17 protein-coding genes are annotated in these 18,416 nt (G+C 62.7%); 8 read left to right on the top strand and 9 right to left on the bottom strand.

All coding sequences use genetic code 11. The annotated features are described in order from the left end of the window. Positions 1–157 precede the first annotated feature (157 nt). On the top strand, positions 158–2,347 hold the full coding sequence (locus RA24_RS13665) for a dehydrogenase E1 component subunit alpha/beta (protein ID WP_039192184.1): 2,190 nt from the start codon (positions 158–160) through the stop codon (positions 2,345–2,347). Beyond that, a complete protein-coding gene (locus RA24_RS13660; RefSeq protein WP_039192181.1) occupies positions 2,344–3,378 on the top strand; it encodes an acyl carrier protein in 1,035 nt (344 codons plus the stop codon). The genes RA24_RS13665 and RA24_RS13660 overlap by 4 nt, the downstream gene beginning before the upstream one ends. A gap of 56 nt (positions 3,379–3,434) precedes the next feature. On the opposite strand, the gene RA24_RS13655 is transcribed toward RA24_RS13660, so the two are convergent. The 3 genes from RA24_RS13655 to RA24_RS13645 all read right to left on the bottom strand — a co-directional run bounded on the left by RA24_RS13655 (position 3,435) and on the right by RA24_RS13645 (position 6,116). Further along, positions 3,435–5,009 (bottom strand): DUF427 domain-containing protein, encoded by a 1,575-nt coding sequence (locus RA24_RS13655; RefSeq protein WP_052269599.1) that lies wholly within the window; start codon positions 5,007–5,009, stop codon positions 3,435–3,437. Between the two features lie 140 nt (positions 5,010–5,149). Next, positions 5,150–5,851, bottom strand: a complete 702-nt coding sequence (locus RA24_RS13650) for a winged helix-turn-helix domain-containing protein (protein ID WP_039192178.1) — start codon at positions 5,849–5,851, stop codon at positions 5,150–5,152. Next, positions 5,823–6,116: a hypothetical protein gene (locus RA24_RS13645; protein ID WP_039171849.1), complete on the bottom strand. Its 294-nt coding sequence runs from the start codon at positions 6,114–6,116 to the stop codon at positions 5,823–5,825. Before RA24_RS13645 ends, RA24_RS13650 begins: the two co-directional genes overlap by 29 nt. A 157-nt stretch (positions 6,117–6,273) precedes the next feature. Between RA24_RS13645 and RA24_RS13640 the strand changes: the two genes are divergently transcribed. From RA24_RS13640 to RA24_RS13625, 4 genes are all read left to right on the top strand, one after another. After that, positions 6,274–6,789 (top strand): hypothetical protein, encoded by a 516-nt coding sequence (locus RA24_RS13640; RefSeq protein ID WP_019297598.1) that lies wholly within the window; start codon positions 6,274–6,276, stop codon positions 6,787–6,789. A gap of 98 nt (positions 6,790–6,887) precedes the next feature. Beyond that, positions 6,888–7,505: a ribonuclease HII gene (locus RA24_RS13635; protein WP_019297599.1), complete on the top strand. Its 618-nt coding sequence runs from the start codon at positions 6,888–6,890 to the stop codon at positions 7,503–7,505. 107 nt (positions 7,506–7,612) lie between these two features. Beyond that, the gene (locus RA24_RS13630; RefSeq protein ID WP_039192175.1) at positions 7,613–8,716 is read left to right on the top strand and encodes a site-specific DNA-methyltransferase; all 1,104 of its coding nucleotides are present in this window, start codon (positions 7,613–7,615) and stop codon (positions 8,714–8,716) included. Between the two features lie 194 nt (positions 8,717–8,910). Next, on the top strand, positions 8,911–10,299 hold the full coding sequence (locus tag RA24_RS13625) for an adenylate/guanylate cyclase domain-containing protein (protein WP_039147459.1): 1,389 nt from the start codon (positions 8,911–8,913) through the stop codon (positions 10,297–10,299). Positions 10,300–10,302: 3 nt separating this feature from the next. Here the strand turns inward: RA24_RS13625 and RA24_RS13620 are convergent, their stop codons facing one another. Then, positions 10,303–11,436: an alkane 1-monooxygenase gene (locus RA24_RS13620; protein WP_039192172.1), complete on the bottom strand. Its 1,134-nt coding sequence runs from the start codon at positions 11,434–11,436 to the stop codon at positions 10,303–10,305. 84 nt (positions 11,437–11,520) lie between these two features. Continuing rightward, a complete protein-coding gene (locus RA24_RS13615) occupies positions 11,521–12,585 on the bottom strand; it encodes an A/G-specific adenine glycosylase (RefSeq protein ID WP_039192170.1) in 1,065 nt (354 codons plus the stop codon). Between the two features lie 84 nt (positions 12,586–12,669). Between RA24_RS13615 and RA24_RS13610 the strand changes: the two genes are divergently transcribed. After that, positions 12,670–13,197 carry a DUF721 domain-containing protein gene (locus RA24_RS13610; RefSeq protein WP_019297604.1) on the top strand — a complete coding sequence of 176 codons (528 nt, stop codon included), beginning with the start codon at positions 12,670–12,672 and terminating at the stop codon, positions 13,195–13,197. Beyond that, the gene (locus RA24_RS13605) at positions 13,194–13,865 is read left to right on the top strand and encodes a DsbA family protein (RefSeq protein WP_039171841.1); all 672 of its coding nucleotides are present in this window, start codon (positions 13,194–13,196) and stop codon (positions 13,863–13,865) included. Before RA24_RS13610 ends, RA24_RS13605 begins: the two co-directional genes overlap by 4 nt. A 78-nt stretch (positions 13,866–13,943) precedes the next feature. On the opposite strand, the gene lpxK is transcribed toward RA24_RS13605, so the two are convergent. The 4 genes from lpxK to RA24_RS13585 all read right to left on the bottom strand — a co-directional run bounded on the left by lpxK (position 13,944) and on the right by RA24_RS13585 (position 18,375). Further along, on the bottom strand, positions 13,944–14,945 hold the full coding sequence (lpxK, locus tag RA24_RS13600; protein ID WP_039171838.1) for a tetraacyldisaccharide 4'-kinase: 1,002 nt from the start codon (positions 14,943–14,945) through the stop codon (positions 13,944–13,946). Further along, complete coding sequence (locus RA24_RS13595; protein WP_039192167.1) at positions 14,932–16,125, bottom strand: 3-deoxy-D-manno-octulosonic acid transferase; 1,194 nt, start codon at positions 16,123–16,125, stop codon at positions 14,932–14,934. Before RA24_RS13595 ends, lpxK begins: the two co-directional genes overlap by 14 nt. A 113-nt stretch (positions 16,126–16,238) precedes the next feature. Then, complete coding sequence (locus RA24_RS13590) at positions 16,239–17,042, bottom strand: inositol monophosphatase family protein (protein WP_039192164.1); 804 nt, start codon at positions 17,040–17,042, stop codon at positions 16,239–16,241. After that, positions 17,029–18,375, bottom strand: a complete 1,347-nt coding sequence (locus tag RA24_RS13585) for a TldD/PmbA family protein (protein WP_039147451.1) — start codon at positions 18,373–18,375, stop codon at positions 17,029–17,031. Before RA24_RS13585 ends, RA24_RS13590 begins: the two co-directional genes overlap by 14 nt. Positions 18,376–18,416: the final 41 nt, after the last annotated feature.

Raw genomic sequence — 18,416 nt, 5'->3', positions numbered from 1 at the left:
TTGGGCGTGCGCGCGGCACTTCCGGCCATTTTGTGACGATCCGGACTGATTGGCGGATTTGGCATTCCGTTTTGGAATGATGCCAGTACGCAAACTCATTGGCTTCACGTCCCGGATTCGCGGATAAGGACATGGTCAATCAGCGTAAGGAGGCCGCATGGACCGCGCCCAGATCGTGCATCAGAACTTCCTGGACCGGGTCAAGGCCGGGGACTTCCCCGCAGGTGCTGCACCAAGCGGGACGCTGGCGGCGGCTGAGGCTGTTTCCACCTTTCGCGCGCAGGTGCTGAGCCGGGCGCTGGACCTGACCAGCCGGGACATGCAGAAAGCGGGGCAGGGGTTCTATACCATCGGCTCCTCCGGGCATGAGGGGATGGCAGCGGTGGCCCGCGCCGTGCGCCCCACTGATATGGCGTTTCTTCATTACCGGGATGCGGCGTTTCAGATTGCCCGCGCCGATCAGGTGCCGGGGCAGCGGATTGCCTGGGATATGTTGCTGTCCTTTGCCTGTTCTAGCGAAGACCCGACCTCGGGTGGGCGGCACAAGGTGCTGGGGTCCAAGGCGCTGATGATCCCGCCGCAGACCTCGACCATTGCCTCGCATCTGCCGAAGGCAGTGGGCGCAGCCTATTCCATCGGTGCCGCCAAACGGCACCAGCCGGAGCATCAGCTGCTGCCGGAGGATGCCATTGTCCTGTGTTCATTCGGCGATGCGTCGGCGAACCATTCGACAGCGCAGGGGGCGATCAACACGGCCGGCTGGACCTCGGTGCAATCGACACCGCTGCCCTTGCTGTTTGTCTGCGAGGACAACGGTATCGGCATTTCGACCAAGACGCCGAAAGGGTGGATCGAGGCCTCGATGGCAGGGCGGCCCGGCATCAAGTACTTCAAGGCGGACGGGCTGGATATCTACAACGCCTACGCGGTGGCGCAGGAGGCGGCGGAGTATGTGCGCACGCGCAAGAAACCCGCGTTTCTGCATCTGCGCACCGTGCGCCTGTACGGTCATGCCGGGGCGGATGTGCCAACCACCTATATGGCCAAGGCCGAGGTGGAGGCGGATGAGGCCAATGATCCGCTGCTGCATTCGGTGCGGCTGCTGGAGGAGGCGGGGGCGCTGCGTCCCGAGGACGCGCTGAAGATCTATCTGGACACCTGCGCGCGGGTGGAGCGGATCCGGGCTGAGGCGGTGACCCTGCCGCATTTGCGGACGGCTGACGATGTCGTGGCCAGCCTGATCCCGCCCAAGCGGGAGTGTGCGCCCACCAATGGCCCCAGTGCCGAGGCACGCGCCGCGGCCTTTGGCAGCGACATGCGGTCGATGGAGGAGCCACAGCCAATGTCGCGCCTGATCAACTGGGCTCTGACCGACCTGATGCTGGAGCACGGCGAAATCGTCATGATGGGCGAGGATGTGGGCCGCAAGGGCGGGGTCTATGGCGTCAGCCAGAAGCTGCAGCAGCGGTTCGGGCCGGACCGGGTGATCGACACATTGCTGGATGAGCAGTCGATCCTCGGACTGGCGATTGGTATGGGGCACAACGGGTTCCTTCCCATACCCGAAATCCAGTTCCTCGCCTATCTGCACAACGCCGAGGACCAGCTGCGCGGCGAGGCGGCAACGCTGCCGTTCTTCTCCAACGGACAGTTTGCCAATCCGATGGTGCTGCGGATTGCTGGGCTGGGGTACCAGAAGGGGTTTGGCGGCCATTTCCACAACGACAATTCGCTGGCGGTGCTGCGCGATATTCCTGGCTTGGTGATTGCCTGCCCTTCGGACGGGGCGGAGGCTGCGATGATGATGCGCGAAGCGGTGCGGCTGGCGCGCGAGGAGCAGCGGGTGGTGGTCTTTGTCGAGCCCATCGCGCTGTATCCGATGCGGGACCTGCATGAGGTGAAAGATGGCGGCTGGATGCGCAGCTATCCTACGCCGGACCGCCGCATAGGCTTGGGCGAGGTTGGCGTGCATGGGGACGGCACCGATCTGGCCATCGTGACCTATGGCAACGGGCGCTACCTGTCGGCCCAGGCGCAGGCGGAGCTGGCGGCGCAGGGCGTGGATGCGCGGATCGTCGATTTGCGCTGGCTGGCGCCCCTGCCGGAGGCGGCGCTGCTTGATGCGGTCGAGGGCTGCAAGAACGTGCTGATCGTCGATGAATGCCGTGTCACCGGCAGCCAGTCCGAGGCGCTGATGGCACTGTTTGCGGAGCAGAGCGATATCCCCACCGCTCGGATTGCTGCGAGCGACTGCTTCATCGCAACCGGCCCTGCCTATGGCGCGACGCTGCCATCGAAGGACAGCATTGTTGCGGCCGCATTGCAGCTGGCAGGAGGCAAGAAATGACCCGCACTGCTGTTCTGATCTGCCCGGGCCGGGGAACCTACAACAAGGCGGAGCTGGGGTATCTGCACCGCCATCATGCGGACAAGGCGGCGCTGTTTGCGGGTTTTGACGCGCAGCGCCGGGACGCCGGGCAGGAAGAGGTCACCGCGCTGGACAGGGCCACGCGGTTTTCCGTGTCGAAATATTCGCGCGGGGATATTGCCTCGCCGCTGATCTACGCCTCGGCATTGGCGGATGCGCAGTCTCTAGCGGAGGACATCGAGGTGGTTGCTGTCACCGGCAATTCGATGGGCTGGTATATTGCGCTGGCGGCGGGCGGGGCGCTGAGCGCTGATGACGGGTTCAAGGTTGTGAACACCATGGGCACGCTGATGCAGGAGCAGCTGATCGGCGGCCAGCTGGTCTATCCCTTTGCTGGGCCGGACTGGCAGAACGACCCCGCGCGCAAGGCAGAGCTGCTGGCACTGGCGGCAGAGATCAATGCGCGCGAGGGGCATGACTTGGCGCTGTCGATTGATCTGGGCGGGATGCTGGTGCTGGCCGGAAACGAGGCCGGTCTGGCGGCGTTTGAGCGCGCGGTACCGGTGGTCGAGGAGCGGTTCCCGATGCGGCTGGCCAACCATGCGGCGTTTCACACCAGCTTGCAGGCGCCGGTGGCGTCGGAAGGACGGAAGAGTCTGGGGCAAGGGATGTTCAGCCAGCCAGAAGTGCCGCTGATCGACGGGCGCGGGCAGATCTGGTGGCCTGGTGCCACGGATACGCAGGCCTTGCGGGACTACACGTTGGGGCATCAGGTGGTGGAGCCCTATGATTTCACGCTTGCTGTGCGGAATGCCGCCCAAGAATTTGCGCCGGATCTGTTCATCGTGACCGGTCCGGGCACCACGCTGGGCGGAACGGTGGCGCAATCGCTGGTGCAGGCGGGCTGGCAGGGGATGACTTCCAAGGCGGATTTCAAGGCGCGCCAGGAGGAGGCGCCCCTGCTGGTTTCGATGGGGGATGCGGCGCAGCGGTCCCTGGCCGCGGGCTGATCGCGCGGCAAGCGGCGGCTGCGCCGCCCTTTACCCGGTGCTTAGCAATGGCTGGGCTACTCGGCGGCTGCTTGGGATTTCCGGGCAGGCTGAATTGCAAAGCAGGTGACCGGCTGGGAGACATTGTGCAGGCTGACAGCGCCCAGCGAGACGCCCTGCGAGGTGTCGCCCAAGATGTCGCGGCTGACGACAATCGCGTGATCCGCGGTTTTGCCGTAGTCGCCCAGCCGGGCGGCGATATTGGCGGCCTGGCCGATCACCGTGAAGTCCAGCCGCTCGCGCGAGCCGATGTTGCCGTAGGTCACACGGCCATAGGCAATGCCGATGGCGGCCTCGCAGCGGTGGCCGTCTTCTTCCTGGGCGATTTCCTCCAGCCGGGCAACGATGGCGCGGGCGCTGCCCAAGGCCTGGGTGCGCGCCTGTTCCGGATCGCTGCCGGCCGGGAAGACGGCGAGTACAGCGTCACCGATGAATTTCAGCACCTCGCCGCCGTGATCATGCACGATGGTTGAGGCGGTTTCGAAGAACTGGTTCAGAAGCGCGATATAGTCTTTCCGCCCCAGCAGCTCTTCCAGCCGGGTGGAGCCGCGGAGGTCGCAGAACATGATGGCGGCGTCGATCTCATCACCGTCACCGCGGCGGATCTCGCCGCCGAGCACCCGGGCGCCGGTGCGCTTGCCCACGTATGTCTCCAGCAGCGCTTGGGCGTTTTCGCGCTGCATGAAAATCTCGTAGTAGCGGGCGATCACCCCGGAGCATTCGAAAATCAGGCCCAGGTTGGCGGTGGAGAAACCATTCGGGTGATCGCTGGTCAGCGTCAGCACATTGATGCGCCCGTCGGAGAACCGCAGCGGCATCGCGACATAGTCGGTGGCGCCTTCCTTGCGCAGATCCTCAAGAATGGGAAAGGCATCGTCGGTGCAGCAGGCGTCCAGCCGGTGCCGCACCCCGCCCAGACCATTGGAGACATGGCGCAGCGGACTGTTCTGATACGCGGGATGGTCGTGGATTTCATAAGACGGGGCGTAGGTGGTAACCTCGCCGGTTTTCTTCTGCCAGATGTAGTTCTTGCCCGCGATCAGCGGGTGCAGCGACCAGGCCATGACCGACAGGCGGGACAGGTAGATACCCTGCTCGACAAACTTCTCTGCCAAGGCGGCGGTCAGCTCTTCCGGGGTTGCCACCATCGAGGCATCGCGCAGCAGCCAGTCGATCACCGGGCCGGAGATATTGCCGTAATCCGGCATCTCAACAGTGTTTCTGCCAAAGTCGAACTCAACTTCGGCGCCGGGCATGAAGCCGATGTGGCCGGAAATGGCGGCGGCCTCCGGCATTGCGTCTTCGTAGGCCCAGACGCCGTTTTGCACCGTGCTGCCGGGCAGCAGGATGTCGCGGTAGCTGGCGGTGCCCTTGAAGGGGCAGAAAGTTTGCAGGGGAGTATGGGCTGACAGCGGCGCGGTCACGTCTGCCGCGGGGAAGTAGACGGCTGGCGGGAGCCGGGTTTCGTACATCACCTTGGCATGGGAGCTTTGCGCCACAACGGTGCCGTTGCGCCGGGCGGTGACCAGGCCTTGCAGCGGTTCGACAACAATGCCGTAGCCCCGGTTGCGGGTCTGCACCTGTGTGTCCATCCCAGAGATCCTTGTCCTATGTGCCGTTCAGGCAGCGGAAACAGGACCGGCCGGCGCAGGCCGGTTCTGAACTATCTGGGGACTGTGCCGGAAAAATCCAGAGCCGGACACAGGATATTGAGCAGAACGGAGCGGAAGGGTCAGACCATGCGGATCACGTCCTTGCTGATGGCCAGCACATAGCCGCGCTTGGCAATGTTCTTCACCAGCAGTTCGCTGACCATCTGGTTCCCAAGGGTATCACGCAGGCGCTTGATCCGGGTGGCGCCGGCGGCCTCCTCGCAATCGGCGGAGGTGCGGCCGGAAATCACAGCCTCAATCTCGGCGCCGGACAGCACATCGTCGTCCAGCCGGGCCTCGGCCAGGACCGAGAGGGTTTCCATCGCGGCGGGTGTCAGCTTGAACCCCATGTTGTTTAGATAGACGGTGTTTTCATCGCGGCTGATCAGCAGCTCGTTCACCTGGATGCCGGAGCGTTCGATCTGGGCCATGCGGCGGTTCAGCATCACCAGCATGCCCAGAACTGCCAGCGCCGCCACCATCATCGCCGCGGCGAAGACCAGCAGCACAAAGATCACCATCCGGTAGCTGGTCAGCGTGTCGGCAAAGGCGGTGCCGGACTGTGCCAGGATTTCCAGCAGCTTGATCTCGGCCTGGGTGGTCAGGTCGTTTTCGATAAACAGCTGTTCGACCCGGGCGTTGAAGGCATTTGCATCGGGCAGCGTCAGCAGCAGCACCGTGCCGGCCGCGGCCAGAATTGCCACGATGGCAGCGATGCCAAAGCCGATGACCTTGCTGCCGGCCGCACGGGCCTCAGAAACGGAGATAGTAGGGTCCGGCATTGGCCTTCCTTTGCTGCAGGCCTTCGGGGCCGAAGACGGAGAGGACATTCAGGAGCGTCCATCCAGCGGGCGCGATGCGGGCCTGGATTTCACCGCGGGCGGCCTGTTTCTGGCAGGCGCCGGAGAGCTGGATCACACCATAGTGCAGCCGCAGCGGGTTGTCCTGCTTGGCCTTGTAGTCGGCATAGCAGTCTGCGGCCATCACGGGCGAGGAAAGCGCCAGAAGGGCGGCCGCAAGGGCGGGGATCAGAAGGTGCTGTTTCATGGGGCCATCCTGCGTTCGCGGTGCGTGAAATTCAATAACCGCAGGGGGTTGGGGCAGCTGATATCTGATAACAACCCGCCGATATTGCCTGTCTGAAAGGGGCCGGGACAGGCTGGCGGCATCAAGTGTTCTGCATATTCAAAAGAAAGGTCCCGACATGACCCAGATTCACCGCCCCCAGCCGCACCGCAAATTCATTGCAATGATTGTCGCCGCCGCCATTGCCATTACCGGTTTCTCTGCGGCGCCTGCCCGCGCTGACGACGATGTCGCGAAAATCCTTGGTGGCCTGGCGCTGCTCGGGATCCTGGGCGCAGCCATCAAGCATTCCCGGGATCGGGATGACCATGCGGTGACCCGCACGTACAATCCGCCGCAGAACCATTCGCACGGCGGCCGTGAGTACCGCGGGCACAACCGTCACGGCGGCCACGTCAAACCGCTGCCGCAATCTGTGCGCCGTTATGATCTGCCCGCGCATTGCGTCCGCTACTTCCCGCGCTACAGCCAGAACTATCCGCTGGCCGCAAAGCGCTGCCTGGACCGCAACTATGGCTACACGCACAAACTGCCGCGGGCCTGTAAGGTGACGTTCTGGAACGGCCAGCGCAACCGCACCGGCTTTAAACCCGGCTGCCTGAAAAGACATGGCTACCGGATGGTGAACCGGTGACCCGCACAACGGTTTCGAGCAGCAGCAAACTTGGGGGGCTTCGGCCTCCTCTTTTTGTGCGGGTTGCATCCGGCGCCGGGATTAGCTTTGTCAGAACCATGACACAGCCAGATTACAGTCTCGAAATCGCAGCCCATGAAAAAGGGTTCCTTAGAATTGCCGGTGTGGATGAGGTGGGCCGCGGTCCGCTGGCCGGCCCGGTGACCGCTGCCGCGGTGGTTCTGGATATCAGCGCAATTCCTGAGGGTCTTAATGACTCCAAGAAACTGAGCCTGAAGAAGCGGGAGGCACTGGAGGGGGATATCCTGTCTTCGGCCCAAACGGCGATTGCTCATGCGACGGTTGAAGAGATTGATTCCCTGAACATTTTACGCGCATCGCATCTGGCAATGGAGCGCGCCGTAGCAGCGCTGGATCCGGCACCGGATTACCTGCTGATCGATGGCAACCTGATCCCCAAGGGACTGGCCTTGCCGGCTGAGGCCGTGGTGAAGGGCGATGCCAAATCGGTGTCGATCGCCGCAGCCTCGATCCTGGCGAAACTGGCTCGCGACCGGATCATGGTGGATTTGGCGCAACAGTTTCCGGGATATGGCTGGGAGAAAAACGCAGGCTACCCCTCGAAACAGCATCGGGATGCGCTAGTTCAGCTGGGGATAACCCCACATCATCGGCGCTCATTCAAACCGGTACACAATATCTTGTATCAAGAGTGAACCGTAAGGCGTTGTTGTAATAAACAAATTGACCTCGAATCCGCGATGACTCATCCTGTGGACAACCTAATGAGCGCAAAAATGCGCCGCGGTTATGAGGCAGAGCAATGAATAAAACCATGACAAAGGGCGCGGCAGCGCTCCCTTTAAACACGATTATTGGCGGTGACTGCGTCGAAGCGATGAACAGTCTGCCGGCCAATTCGGTCGATCTGATCTTTGCGGATCCGCCGTATAACCTGCAGCTGAAAGGCCAGCTGCACCGCCCTGACAACTCCAAAGTCGACGCTGTAGACGATCACTGGGACCAGTTTTCCAGCTTTGCAGTCTATGACCAGTTTACCCGCGAGTGGCTGAAGGCGGCGCGCCGGGTGCTGAAGCCGAACGGCTCGATCTGGGTGATCGGCTCCTACCACAACATCTTCCGCGTCGGCGCCGTGCTGCAGGACGAAGGCTACTGGGTGCTGAACGACGTTATCTGGCGCAAGTCGAACCCGATGCCGAACTTCCGCGGCAAACGCTTCACCAACGCGCATGAGACGATGATCTGGGCGTCCAAGTCCGAGGGTGCCAAGTACACGTTCAACTACGAAGCGCTGAAGGCGCTGAACGAGGGCATCCAGATGCGCAGCGACTGGGTGCTGCCGATCTGCACCGGCCATGAGCGGCTGAAGGACGAAAACGGCGACAAGGCGCATCCGACGCAGAAGCCGGAGTCGCTGCTGCACCGGATCCTGGTGGGCGCGACCAACCCGGGCGACGTGGTGCTGGATCCGTTCTTTGGCACCGGCACCACTGGCGCGGTCGCCAAGATGCTGGGCCGCGAATTCATCGGCATCGAGCGTGAAGAAGCCTACCGCAAGGTGGCAGAGAAACGGATCAAGGCAGTGCGCAAGTTCGACCGCGAGGCGCTGGAGGTTTCCGCCAGCAAGCGCGCGGCGCCGCGGGTGCCCTTCGGTCAGCTGGTTGAGCGCGGCATGCTGCGCCCGGGAGAGGAACTTTTTTCGATGAACCGCCGCCACAAGGCGAAGGTGCGGGCAGACGGCACCCTGATCGGCGACAACATCAAGGGGTCTATCCATCAGGTGGGGGCGCATCTGGAAAATGCCCCTTCGTGCAACGGCTGGACCTACTGGTGCTTCAAACGCGATGGCAAGACGGTGCCGATCGACGTGCTGCGCCAGCAGATCCGGGCGGAAATGCAGAACTGACGCCCCCGGAGCTATTCAGAACACAACAGTCTATTGCAGGTGCCTGTGCAAATTGCGCAGGCGCACACCTTGCCCCGCCTGGATCAGGCGGGGTTTTTTGCATGTTTGCGGCCTGATGGGCTATTCCCTGTTTGAGGCGAGGTGACTATCTGAAGCAGGAATGCTGCTGCAGCCAGCGGGAAGAGGGAGAACCAATGACCGATACGGCGTTTGCAACTGGAACCGGAGCTGCCAGAGCAGCAGAAGCAAGCAGCAAGGAGCTCTCTGCTGCGGAAGGCAGGTTTGCGGAAGCTGCTTTGGACGCGCACAAGCGGCGCGGGCTGCAGCTGGCTGTGCGGGCGCGTTGGATTGCGTTGCCGATAGTCGCGGTATTCATCGTCTTTCTGAATCCCGTTTGGAGTGTCCTTTACTACCACGGGCTTCTTGCGCTTCTGTGCCTGAACGGCTGGTTGATCAGCCGCGCCGGAAAGGTCGGCAAATCGAGGCTGGAGCTGTTCCTGATCTTTTTAGACCTGGCAATCATGACATTCGGGTTTATCGTGCCGAATCCCTTCGATTTCCGCGAAATTCCGGCGGCGATGCACTACAGGTTCGACAACTTTCAGTATTTCTTTATCATTCTTGCAGCGGGCACCATGGCCTATTCCTGGCGCACGGTGATTGCGATCGGAACCTGGACCGCGATGATGTGGCTGAGTACGCTGGGGCTGGTCTGGTGGTTCTCCAGCCCGGTTCCCGGCCTGACAGAGGCTGTTGGCGACGCCCTTAGTTTTGAGCCGGAACTGGCACTGTTCTTTGACCCTAACAGCTTTGTGGTCAAATTGCGGGTGCAGGAAGCGCTTGTTTTTGTGCTGGTGGCAGTGACGCTGGGTTTCTCGGTGCGCCGGTTCAACGGGCTTTTGCGCAGCAATGCCAGCCTGGAACGGGAGCGGGCGAACCTGTCGCGTTACTTTTCACCCAACGTGGTGGAACAGCTGTCCCAGAACGATGAGCCGCTGAAGCAGGTGCGCAGCGAGAACGTGGCGGTTCTGTTTATCGATATTATCGGCTTTACCCGGCTGTCAGCAGGCATGGATCCGCACGCGGTGATTGATCTTTTGCGTGAATTCCATGGCCGGATGGAGCGGGAGGTGTTCCGCCATCACGGCACGCTGGACAAGTATCTGGGAGACGGGCTGATGGCGACCTTTGGCACGCCGGTGGCTGGCAAGCAGGACGCCACGAATGCGCTGGCCTGCGCCCACGCGATGCGGGCTTCGCTTGCGAGATGGAACCGGGACCGTGCAAAACAGGGCAAGCCCGAGATCCGGGCCGGGATCGGTATTCATTATGGCGAGGCGTTGCTGGGTGATATCGGTGCCAACCGGCTGGAATATGCGGTCTTGGGCATGACTGTGAATATCGCCGCGCGGCTTGAGAACCTGACCCGCAAGCTGCAGGCCGGCATTGTTGTCAGTGAAACGATGGCCGCGCAAGTCAAGGCTGAGCTGGCAGGGCTGGACCTGCTGGACGGTGCAGCCCGCCATCCGGATCAGGAAGTGCGCGGGCTGGATCAGCCGATGACAGTTCTGGCCTGGGCTTGACCCTTAGCGCGGCATCGGGTTCTGCGCCTTGTTATAGGCGTGCCAGTCGGTGATTTCGGGATAATACGTCTGCCGCCAGCGGCGCACCCGCGGGTTCATCACCCGCCGCCACAGGGGCGGGATCATCGCGGCAATGGTCATCACCGGGTAGCCGTAGGGGAGCTGGGGCGCGTCAGCCTCGGTGTAGTTCTGCAACAGCGGAAATCGCCGGTTCGGCTTGTAATGGTGGTCCGAATGGCGCTGCAGGTTGATCAGCAGCCAGTTCGATGCCTTGTGCGCCGCGTTCCAGGAGTGGCGCGGCTGGACCGGCTCGTATTTGCCCTCGCCCAGGTGTTTGCGGGTCAGACCGTAGTGCTCGACGTAGTTGACCACTTCCAGCTGCCAGATCGCGGTGCCTGCCTGAACCAGGAAGAGGAGGACACCGGTCAGACCGCCGAGCATCAGTGCCAGCAGCAGCATTGCGGTCTGCAGCGCCCAGTAGCGGAAGAACGGGTTGGAGCGGTCGGTCCAGGGGCGGTTTTTCTTGGCGAGTTTCTCTTTTTCGGCTCGGAAGGCAGAATGCCAGCATTGCCGCAGCACCCGCGGATAGAAACGGTGGAAACCCTCGTTGTAGCGTGCCGTGACCGGATCGCGGGGGGTGCCGACGTAGCGGTGGTGCACCAGCAGATGTTCGGAGCGGAAATGCGAGTACAGCACCATCGCCAGAAGAATGTCCCCCAGCCAGCGTTCCATCCGGCTGGACTGGTGCATCAGCTCGTGGCTGTAGTTGATGCCCACCGCACCGGTGACGACGCCAACGCCGAAGAAGGCTGCGAATTTCTCGAAGCCGTTCAGGTGCTCTGCGCCGCTCACGTACCAGATCAGCCCGAACAGCGTGATGAACTGCAGTGGCACCCAGGCCGCTGTCAGCGCCTTGTACCACTTGAGGTCTCTGTCCGGTGTTTCCGGGTCGGCGTTTTCCAGATTGAGCCCGAAAACCCCATCCAGCACCGCAAACAGGTGCCAGGTCACGAGTGGCGGCAGCAGCAGCGCCCAGCCGCCCTGCAACGCCGCGATCCAGACCAGCGGCAGCAGCAGAAATGACATCCAGAACGGCAGGGCGCTTTGCCAGCGGGAAAGAGTTTCGGGGGCAATCATGCCAGGTCTCCCAAATCAGTCAGCGCGCGTTTGGGGAAACCCTATGCCCAGACATTTAAAAACCCAATAGGGGCGCGGGGTAACCTAGCGGCCTTTGTATAGATCGAAGGCTTTGCGCATCACCGTGGGCAGGCTGGAAGGGCGGAAATGGTGGCGTGAAATCAATTCCTGTTCCGCACTTTGATTGAACCCGCCAGGCAGTTCTGCGGTCATGATGCGCAGGATCAGGTGAAAATGGGTGAAGGTGTGCCGCACTTCTCCAGCCAGTTCCTGCCAATCCGCTTCAAAGGGCGGGTTCGGGGTGGGGGTATCGCTCCAGTCAGAGCCGGGCCAGCCCAGCATGCCGCCCAGCAGCCCCTTGTCCGGGCGCCGTTCCAGCAGCCAGGTTCCATCGGCGGATTCTGCCAAATACACAATGCCATGCCGGGTGGGTTTGGGTTTCTTTGGTGTCTTCTTGGGCAGTTCAGCCGCTGTTCCGGCAACGCGGGCCGCGCACGGGCCGCGCCAGGGGCAAATGCCGCAGGCCGGGTTGCGGGGGGTGCAGATGGTGGCGCCCAAGTCCATCACCGCCTGCGCGTAATCGCCAGGCCGCTGCACCGGAGTGAGCTCTGCTGCGCGGTCTTTCAGCACCGGTTTGGCACCTGGGAGCGGGTCGTGGATGTCGTGAACACGGGCCATCACCCGCTCAACATTGCCATCCAGCACGGTCTCAGCCCGGTCAAAGGCAATAGAGGCGATGGCGGCAGCGGTGTAGGGGCCGATGCCGGGCAGTTTGAGCAGGCCCTCGTAGCTGTCCGGGAAGCTGCCGCCGTGATCCTGTGCCACAGCGCGGGCGCATTTCAGCAGGTTGCGGGCGCGGGCGTAATAGCCGAGGCCGGCCCATTCGCTCATCACGTCTGCGTCTTCCGCGGCGGCCAGGTCCAGCACCGATGGCCAGCGGCTGGTGAATCGCAGGAAGTACTCCCGGACGGCGGCAACCGTGGTTTGCTGCAGCATCACCTCGCTAAGCCAGATCCTGTAAGGGTCCGGGCGGATGCCTGCAGCGCGGCTTGCCGGACCTACCCGCCAGGGCATCTCGCGGGCATGCACGTCATACCACGCGAGCAGTTCTTCGCTCATCGTGGCGGAATCGCTCTTTAAGTCACGCATTCGTTATTCCTTGGGCGGCGGTTTGGCTGGCGCCTGCATAACCGCTCTTTACAATAGGGCGGGCAGTCGAGCAAAACCTAGATCATGGCATTCAGGCGCAGCACCACACGCGGGTTCTCCCGGACCTCCAAGCTCCTTAGCGAGCAGATCCGCAAAGCGGGGGAAAGCCGCGGATTCGCGGTGTCCCGGCTGCTCACCCATTGGGAGGAGATCGCCGGGCCGGATATCGCTGCGATGGCACGTCCAGTGAACATCGGCTACGGGCGGGGCTCTTTTGGCGCGACGCTGACGGTTCTGACCACCGGGGCCAATGCGCCAATGCTGGAAATGCAAAAGGAACGCCTGCGCGAGCGGGTGAATGCGGTCTATGGCTTTAACGCCATTTCCAAGGTGCGGATCACGCAAACGGCACCGACGGGATTTTCCGACGGCCGCGTGGAATTCAAATATGCCCCCAAAGTGCAAGCGCCGCTGCAGCCGGATCCGCAGGATGCGGCAGAGGCCAGCAAGGCTGCCGAAGGGGTGGAAAACGATGATTTGCGCGCCGCCCTGGAACGCCTGGGGCGCAATGTGCTGACAAAACAGAAAACGCAAGGAAAGGGGTTCAAATGACCCGTTTGATGTCTGGTGTCTTGGCCGCGGTTGCGGTGGTTGCGGGCGGTTATGCCCTGTCGGGTTTGGGCAGCCAGAGCAATCTGCCTGCAAACCCGCTGGTCGGCGCGGCGGTCGCACAGGAAGCAGAAGTAGACACCTCGACCATCACCGAAATGACCCTGGGGGCGGAGGATGCGCCGGTCACGCTGATCGAATATGCCTCCTACACCTGCCCGCACTGCGCGAATTTCCACAACAACACATTCAAGCAGTTGAAAGCGGATTACATCGATACCGGCAAGGTGAAGTTCATTTACCGCGAGGTCTATTTCGACCGCTACGGGCTTTGGGCATCGATGATTGCGCGTTGCAGCGGGCCGGAGAAATTCTTTGGCATTTCCGACCTGATCTACAAAGGCCAGTCGGAATGGGCGCGGGCCGGCGGTGCGCCGGAGATCATTGATGAACTGCGCAAGATCGGCCGCCTGGCGGGCATCGAAAACGACCAGCTGGAGGCCTGTTTGCAGGACGGCGAGAAGGCGCAAACTCTGGTGACCTGGTATCAGGAAAATGCGACTGAGCATGGGATTGAATCCACGCCGTCCTTCATCCTGAACGGCGAGAAGGTTTCGAACCAGTCCTACGACGAGTTCAAGAAACTGCTGGATGCCGAACTGGAAAGCTGAGCGGCAGTAAGCTGATAAGCAAAAGCCCGGGCCATGTGCCTGGGCTTTTTGTTTGAGCAATTGCTGTCTTTTCGGCGGTCAAGGCGCAGGAGCAGCTGCTTTCAGCATGTCTTTCAGGCTTTCGTCACGGGCGATCTGCAGGCGGACAGGCAGAGTGATCACCCTGGATCGGAAACTGTCCGGCAGACGGACGGCGTCTTTTTCCGTTGTGACCAACTGGGCGTTCAGAAGCTTTGATTCATTGTCCAGCCGGTTCAGCAGCGCCGGGGTCAGCGGCTGATGATCGTCCAATGCCTCAGACCGGGCTATTTCGGCACCAAGGCTGCGCAGGGTGCTGAAGAACTTCTGCGGATGGCCAATGCCGGCAAAGGCCAGCACGCGGGTGCCGTTCCAGGGCATCCCGGTCTGCAACGGTTCCAGCGCGCCGGTGAAATGCGGCAGCCCCTGCAGATGGCTGCCCCAAACGTCCGTGAATGCTTTTTGGGCGGGCTCCGGCCCCAGCGACAGCACCGCGCCGGCGCGTTTCAGCCCTATGGCAACCGGTTCGCGCAGCGGGCCGGCCGGCAGGCAGCGGCCGTTGCCGAAACCGTGCTGGGCGTCGACCACAACAAGTGACAGGTCCTTGGCGACCGCAGGGTTCTGAAAGCCATCGTCCAGTACAATGACCGTCGCCCCGGCGCTGGCTGCAGCGCGGGCGCCCGCGGCGCGGTCCTTGGCGACCCAGACCTCGCCAAAGGCTGCCAGAAGCAGCGGCTCATCTCCCGTTTGCGCTGCCTTGTGCTTGCCGGGCATCACATGCACCGGCCCCTCCAGCGTTCCGCCATAACCGCGGGTGACCACATGCGGATCATGGCCAAGGCTGCGCAGGGCTTCCAGCAGCCAGATCACGGTTGGCGTTTTGCCAGTGCCGCCGGCATTCAGATTGCCCACGCAGATAACCGGCACACCGGGTGCAACCGGATTACCCTTGGACAGACGGGAGGCCGTTGCACGGGCATAGGCCCAGCCTAATGGTGCCAGCAGGGCGGACCGCAAGTCAAACTCCCCCGGCAGCTTGTGCCAGAAATCAGGTGCCCGCATTAGTGTCCTCGCGCTGGTCAAGAAGGGTCTGGATCTTTTCCAGTAGTGTGTCAGTGGTTGCGGCGCTTTCGGTGACGCTTTGCCAGCCGGCCAGGGCCATTTCGGCGGCTCTGTCTGGAGCTGATAAGGCAACAACGGTGTCTGACATCTCGTTGTGGGTCTGCACCTGAACCGCGGCACCGGCCTTGGTCAGCCTGTCATAAAGTTCACGGTGCGCGTGGATGCCGGGGCCATGCAGCAGCGCAGAGCCCAGAGCCGCGGCATCCAGGGGGGATTGACCCTGGGCAGCCGGATCGAGACTGTTTGCGAGCAGGGCGACCGGTGACAACCGGTACCAGAGGCCGATGTCCTCGCCACTGGTGAGCAGAACCTGGTTGAAGTCTTCAGGCTCTCCGCCGTTTTCCCAGTCGGCAAAGGACAATCCGCTTTTCTGCAGCAGGCCGCGGGCCGCCTCCAGATCCGCAATATCGTCCAGCGCAACGACCAGCAGCAAGCGGTGCAGCAGACGCAGGGCATTGCGGTGAGCGTCCAGAACGCGGGACAGTTCATTCAGTTTGACGTGGGCCGCAAGCCAGACCGGGCGGCTGCCCAGGGTCTGCTGCATGGCGGCCAGTTCGTCGTCGTTGCACCCGGGCGGAATGGCCGATACACGCAGCTTGCCAGCCACTTCCAGCCGTTCCGCCGGAAAGCCCAGCCTGATGAGCCGGTCCCGCACAGTTTTGGATGGCGTCAGGATACATGTCAGCCCTTCCAGCATCCTGCGGCGCTGATCCGGCAGCCAGCGGCTGGTGCGGTGAGGCATTTCAGCGTCAAGAAGATCGGCCAGAAGTACACCGGTTCCCTGGTCACGCAGATGCCGCAGCAGGGTCCGGCGGGCTGGCGGGCCTGTCCAGATACAGGCATCGGGCCGCCAGTGCGCCACGAATTCGCGGGCTTCTGCCAATGTGTCCTCCGCCAGCGGGCCAACTGGAATGTCGCAGCCGACAGTGCCGGTCAGTCTCAGATCAGGCTCCCAGCTGGCCAGCACAGAGAGGTCCGGGCGCAGGGTTTTGAGACGGCGGCCTATGTCGCAGAGCGCGAGGTAGCGCTCTGGTGTTGTCGCGTGCACCCAGAGCACTTCACCCTTTGGACGGGATTGCAGCACCGCAGAGCGGCTGGAATTTGTGCTTCGCCGTTGCATCTGTTTCGATTTGATTTTTCCGGCCAAAGGTAGCTGCAACATGCGGGTTTGTCTGTGAAAAGTTTACGTCCAGCCATTGCAGGACAGCTGAGACCGCTTAAGCCGGGGCAGGCTTAATGTCCAGCGATGCCGGGGCCTGCCGGGTCCAGGGCTGCGATAAGCGCCGTGTGCAGAGACGTATTTCCGGCAACCACGCCGTTCAGGCGGGGATGCGGGTTGTTGAAGCGCAGGGGCTTGCCTGACCTGTCTGAGATGGTGCCGCCTGCCTCGCGCACCAGCAAATCGCCGGCGGCAATGTCCCATTCCCAGCTGGGGCGCAGCGTCAGCATGGCCCCGAACCGGCCGTCGGCCACCTTGGCCAGCCGGTAGGCCAGCGAGGGCCGGTAACTGCGGATGAATGCAGGCGGAGTGCCGCCCTGCCAGTGGTGCGGTTGCAGATTTGGCTTGGCGGCCAGAACCTCAGTATCTGCAAGTTCTGCCGCAGCCGAGATCCCGATCAGGCTGCCGTTGCAGGCTGCACCCTTTCCCTTGGCGGCAGTATACATAAGCTCACGTTGCGGCAGAAAAATCACCGCAGCCGTGACCTCGCCTGCTTCGGCAACCGCGATGGAATGCGCCCAGGTGCGGGAACCTTCGGCAAAGCTGCGGGTGCCGTCGATCGGGTCTATGATGAAAACCTTCTCGCGAGTCAGGCGGGCTGGGCTATCTTCGGTCTCCTCCGACAACCAGCCGTAGCCGGGCCGCGCTTGCTGCAACATGTCCTCGAGCATGGTGTTAACGGCCAGGTCGGCTTCGGTCACCGGACCCGCACCGCCAGGTTTGTCCCAGCGCTTGGCGTCGGGACCAGTGTAGCGGCACGCAATGTCTCCGGCCTGTTCCGCCGCTTTTACAAGCAGGGATAGGTCAGTTGCCGGCAAGGGTCATTCCTTCGACCAGAAGCGACGGCACCACGGTGGACAAATGCGTGCGCGCGTCGTTGGCCGGGATAATCCGGCGCAGCATATCGTGCAGGCTGCCCGCGATAGTGCATTCGTTGACCGGATAGGCAATCTCGCCGTTTTCCACCCAGAAACCGGATGCGCCGCGGGAATAGTCGCCGGTGTTCGGGTTGATGGTGGAGCCGATCATCGAAGTGACCAGCAGGCCGGTACCCATCTGTGCGATCAGGTCTTCACGGCTGGCATCACCCTGGGTCAGCGCGATGTTCCAGGTCGAGGGGGAGGGCACCCCGCCGATGCCGCGGGCGGCGTTGCCGGTGCTGTCCAGCCCCAGCTTGCGGGCGGAGGCGAGGTCCAGCGTCCAGCCGGTCAGCACACCGTTGTCCACCACGGTGCGTTTGCGGGTCGCCAGCCCCTCGCCGTCGAACGGCCGGGAACCGGAAATGCGCGGGCGGTGCGGGTCCTCGATGACAGAGAGCGTTTCTGGCAGAACCTGCTGATCCAAGCAATCTTTCAGCCAGGAGGAGCCACGGGCAATTGCGGCGCCATTGGCGGCCGACATCAGGTGGCCGATCAGAGAGGAGGAAATGCGTTCGTCGAACAGGACCGGGAAACTGCCGGTCTTGGGCTTGCGGGCGCCCAGCCGGGCGACCGCGCGCTCACCTGCAGTGCGGCCAATCTCTTCAGCGCTGCGCAGATCAGACTGGAAGGTACGGGAATCGCCGTCGTGGTCCCGCTCCATTCCTGTGCCGGTGCCCGCGATTCCGGTGCAGGACAGGGACCGGCCAGTGCGCTGATAACCTCCTGAGAAACCATTGGTGGCTGCCAGATGCACCACATGGCGGCCATATCCTGCGGCCGCGGACTGCACCTGAGTGATGCCGTCCACCGCCTGACAGGCGGCTTCGGCGGCAAGCGCGTCCTCTTGCAGGGCTGCCGGCTCAGGCTCGCCGCTCGGGTCTTCCAGCTCCAGCGCAGCCAAATTCCAATCCTTCGCAAGCTGAGACGGGTCAGCGAGGCCTGCATAAGGGTCTTCCGGTGCTTCCTTGGCCATTGCAACGGCGCGTTCGGCCATCGCTGCAATGGTTTCGGGCCGCATGTCGGAGGAGGAGACCAGCGCCTGGCGCTTGCCTATAAACACCCGCAGGCCCAGATCGGTGCCTTCGGAGCGTTCCGCGTGTTCCAGCTTGCCCTCGCGGACTTCGATGCTGAGAGAACTGCCCTCAGCGGCCATGGCGTCGGCGGCATCTGCGCCGGCCTTGCGGGCGGCGTCGATCAGGGCGTGGCAAAGCGCTTCGGGGGACTGGGTCATGGGCACCTTCTGTTCTGCTCTCTAAAAGAGCTATCCAGTGC

Source organism: Leisingera sp. ANG-M6 (genome assembly GCF_000813905.1).
Classification (GTDB): Bacteria; Pseudomonadota; Alphaproteobacteria; order Rhodobacterales; family Rhodobacteraceae; genus Leisingera.
Note: the sequence above shows the minus strand (reverse complement) of the source record. Positions and strands in the feature narration are given on the sequence as shown.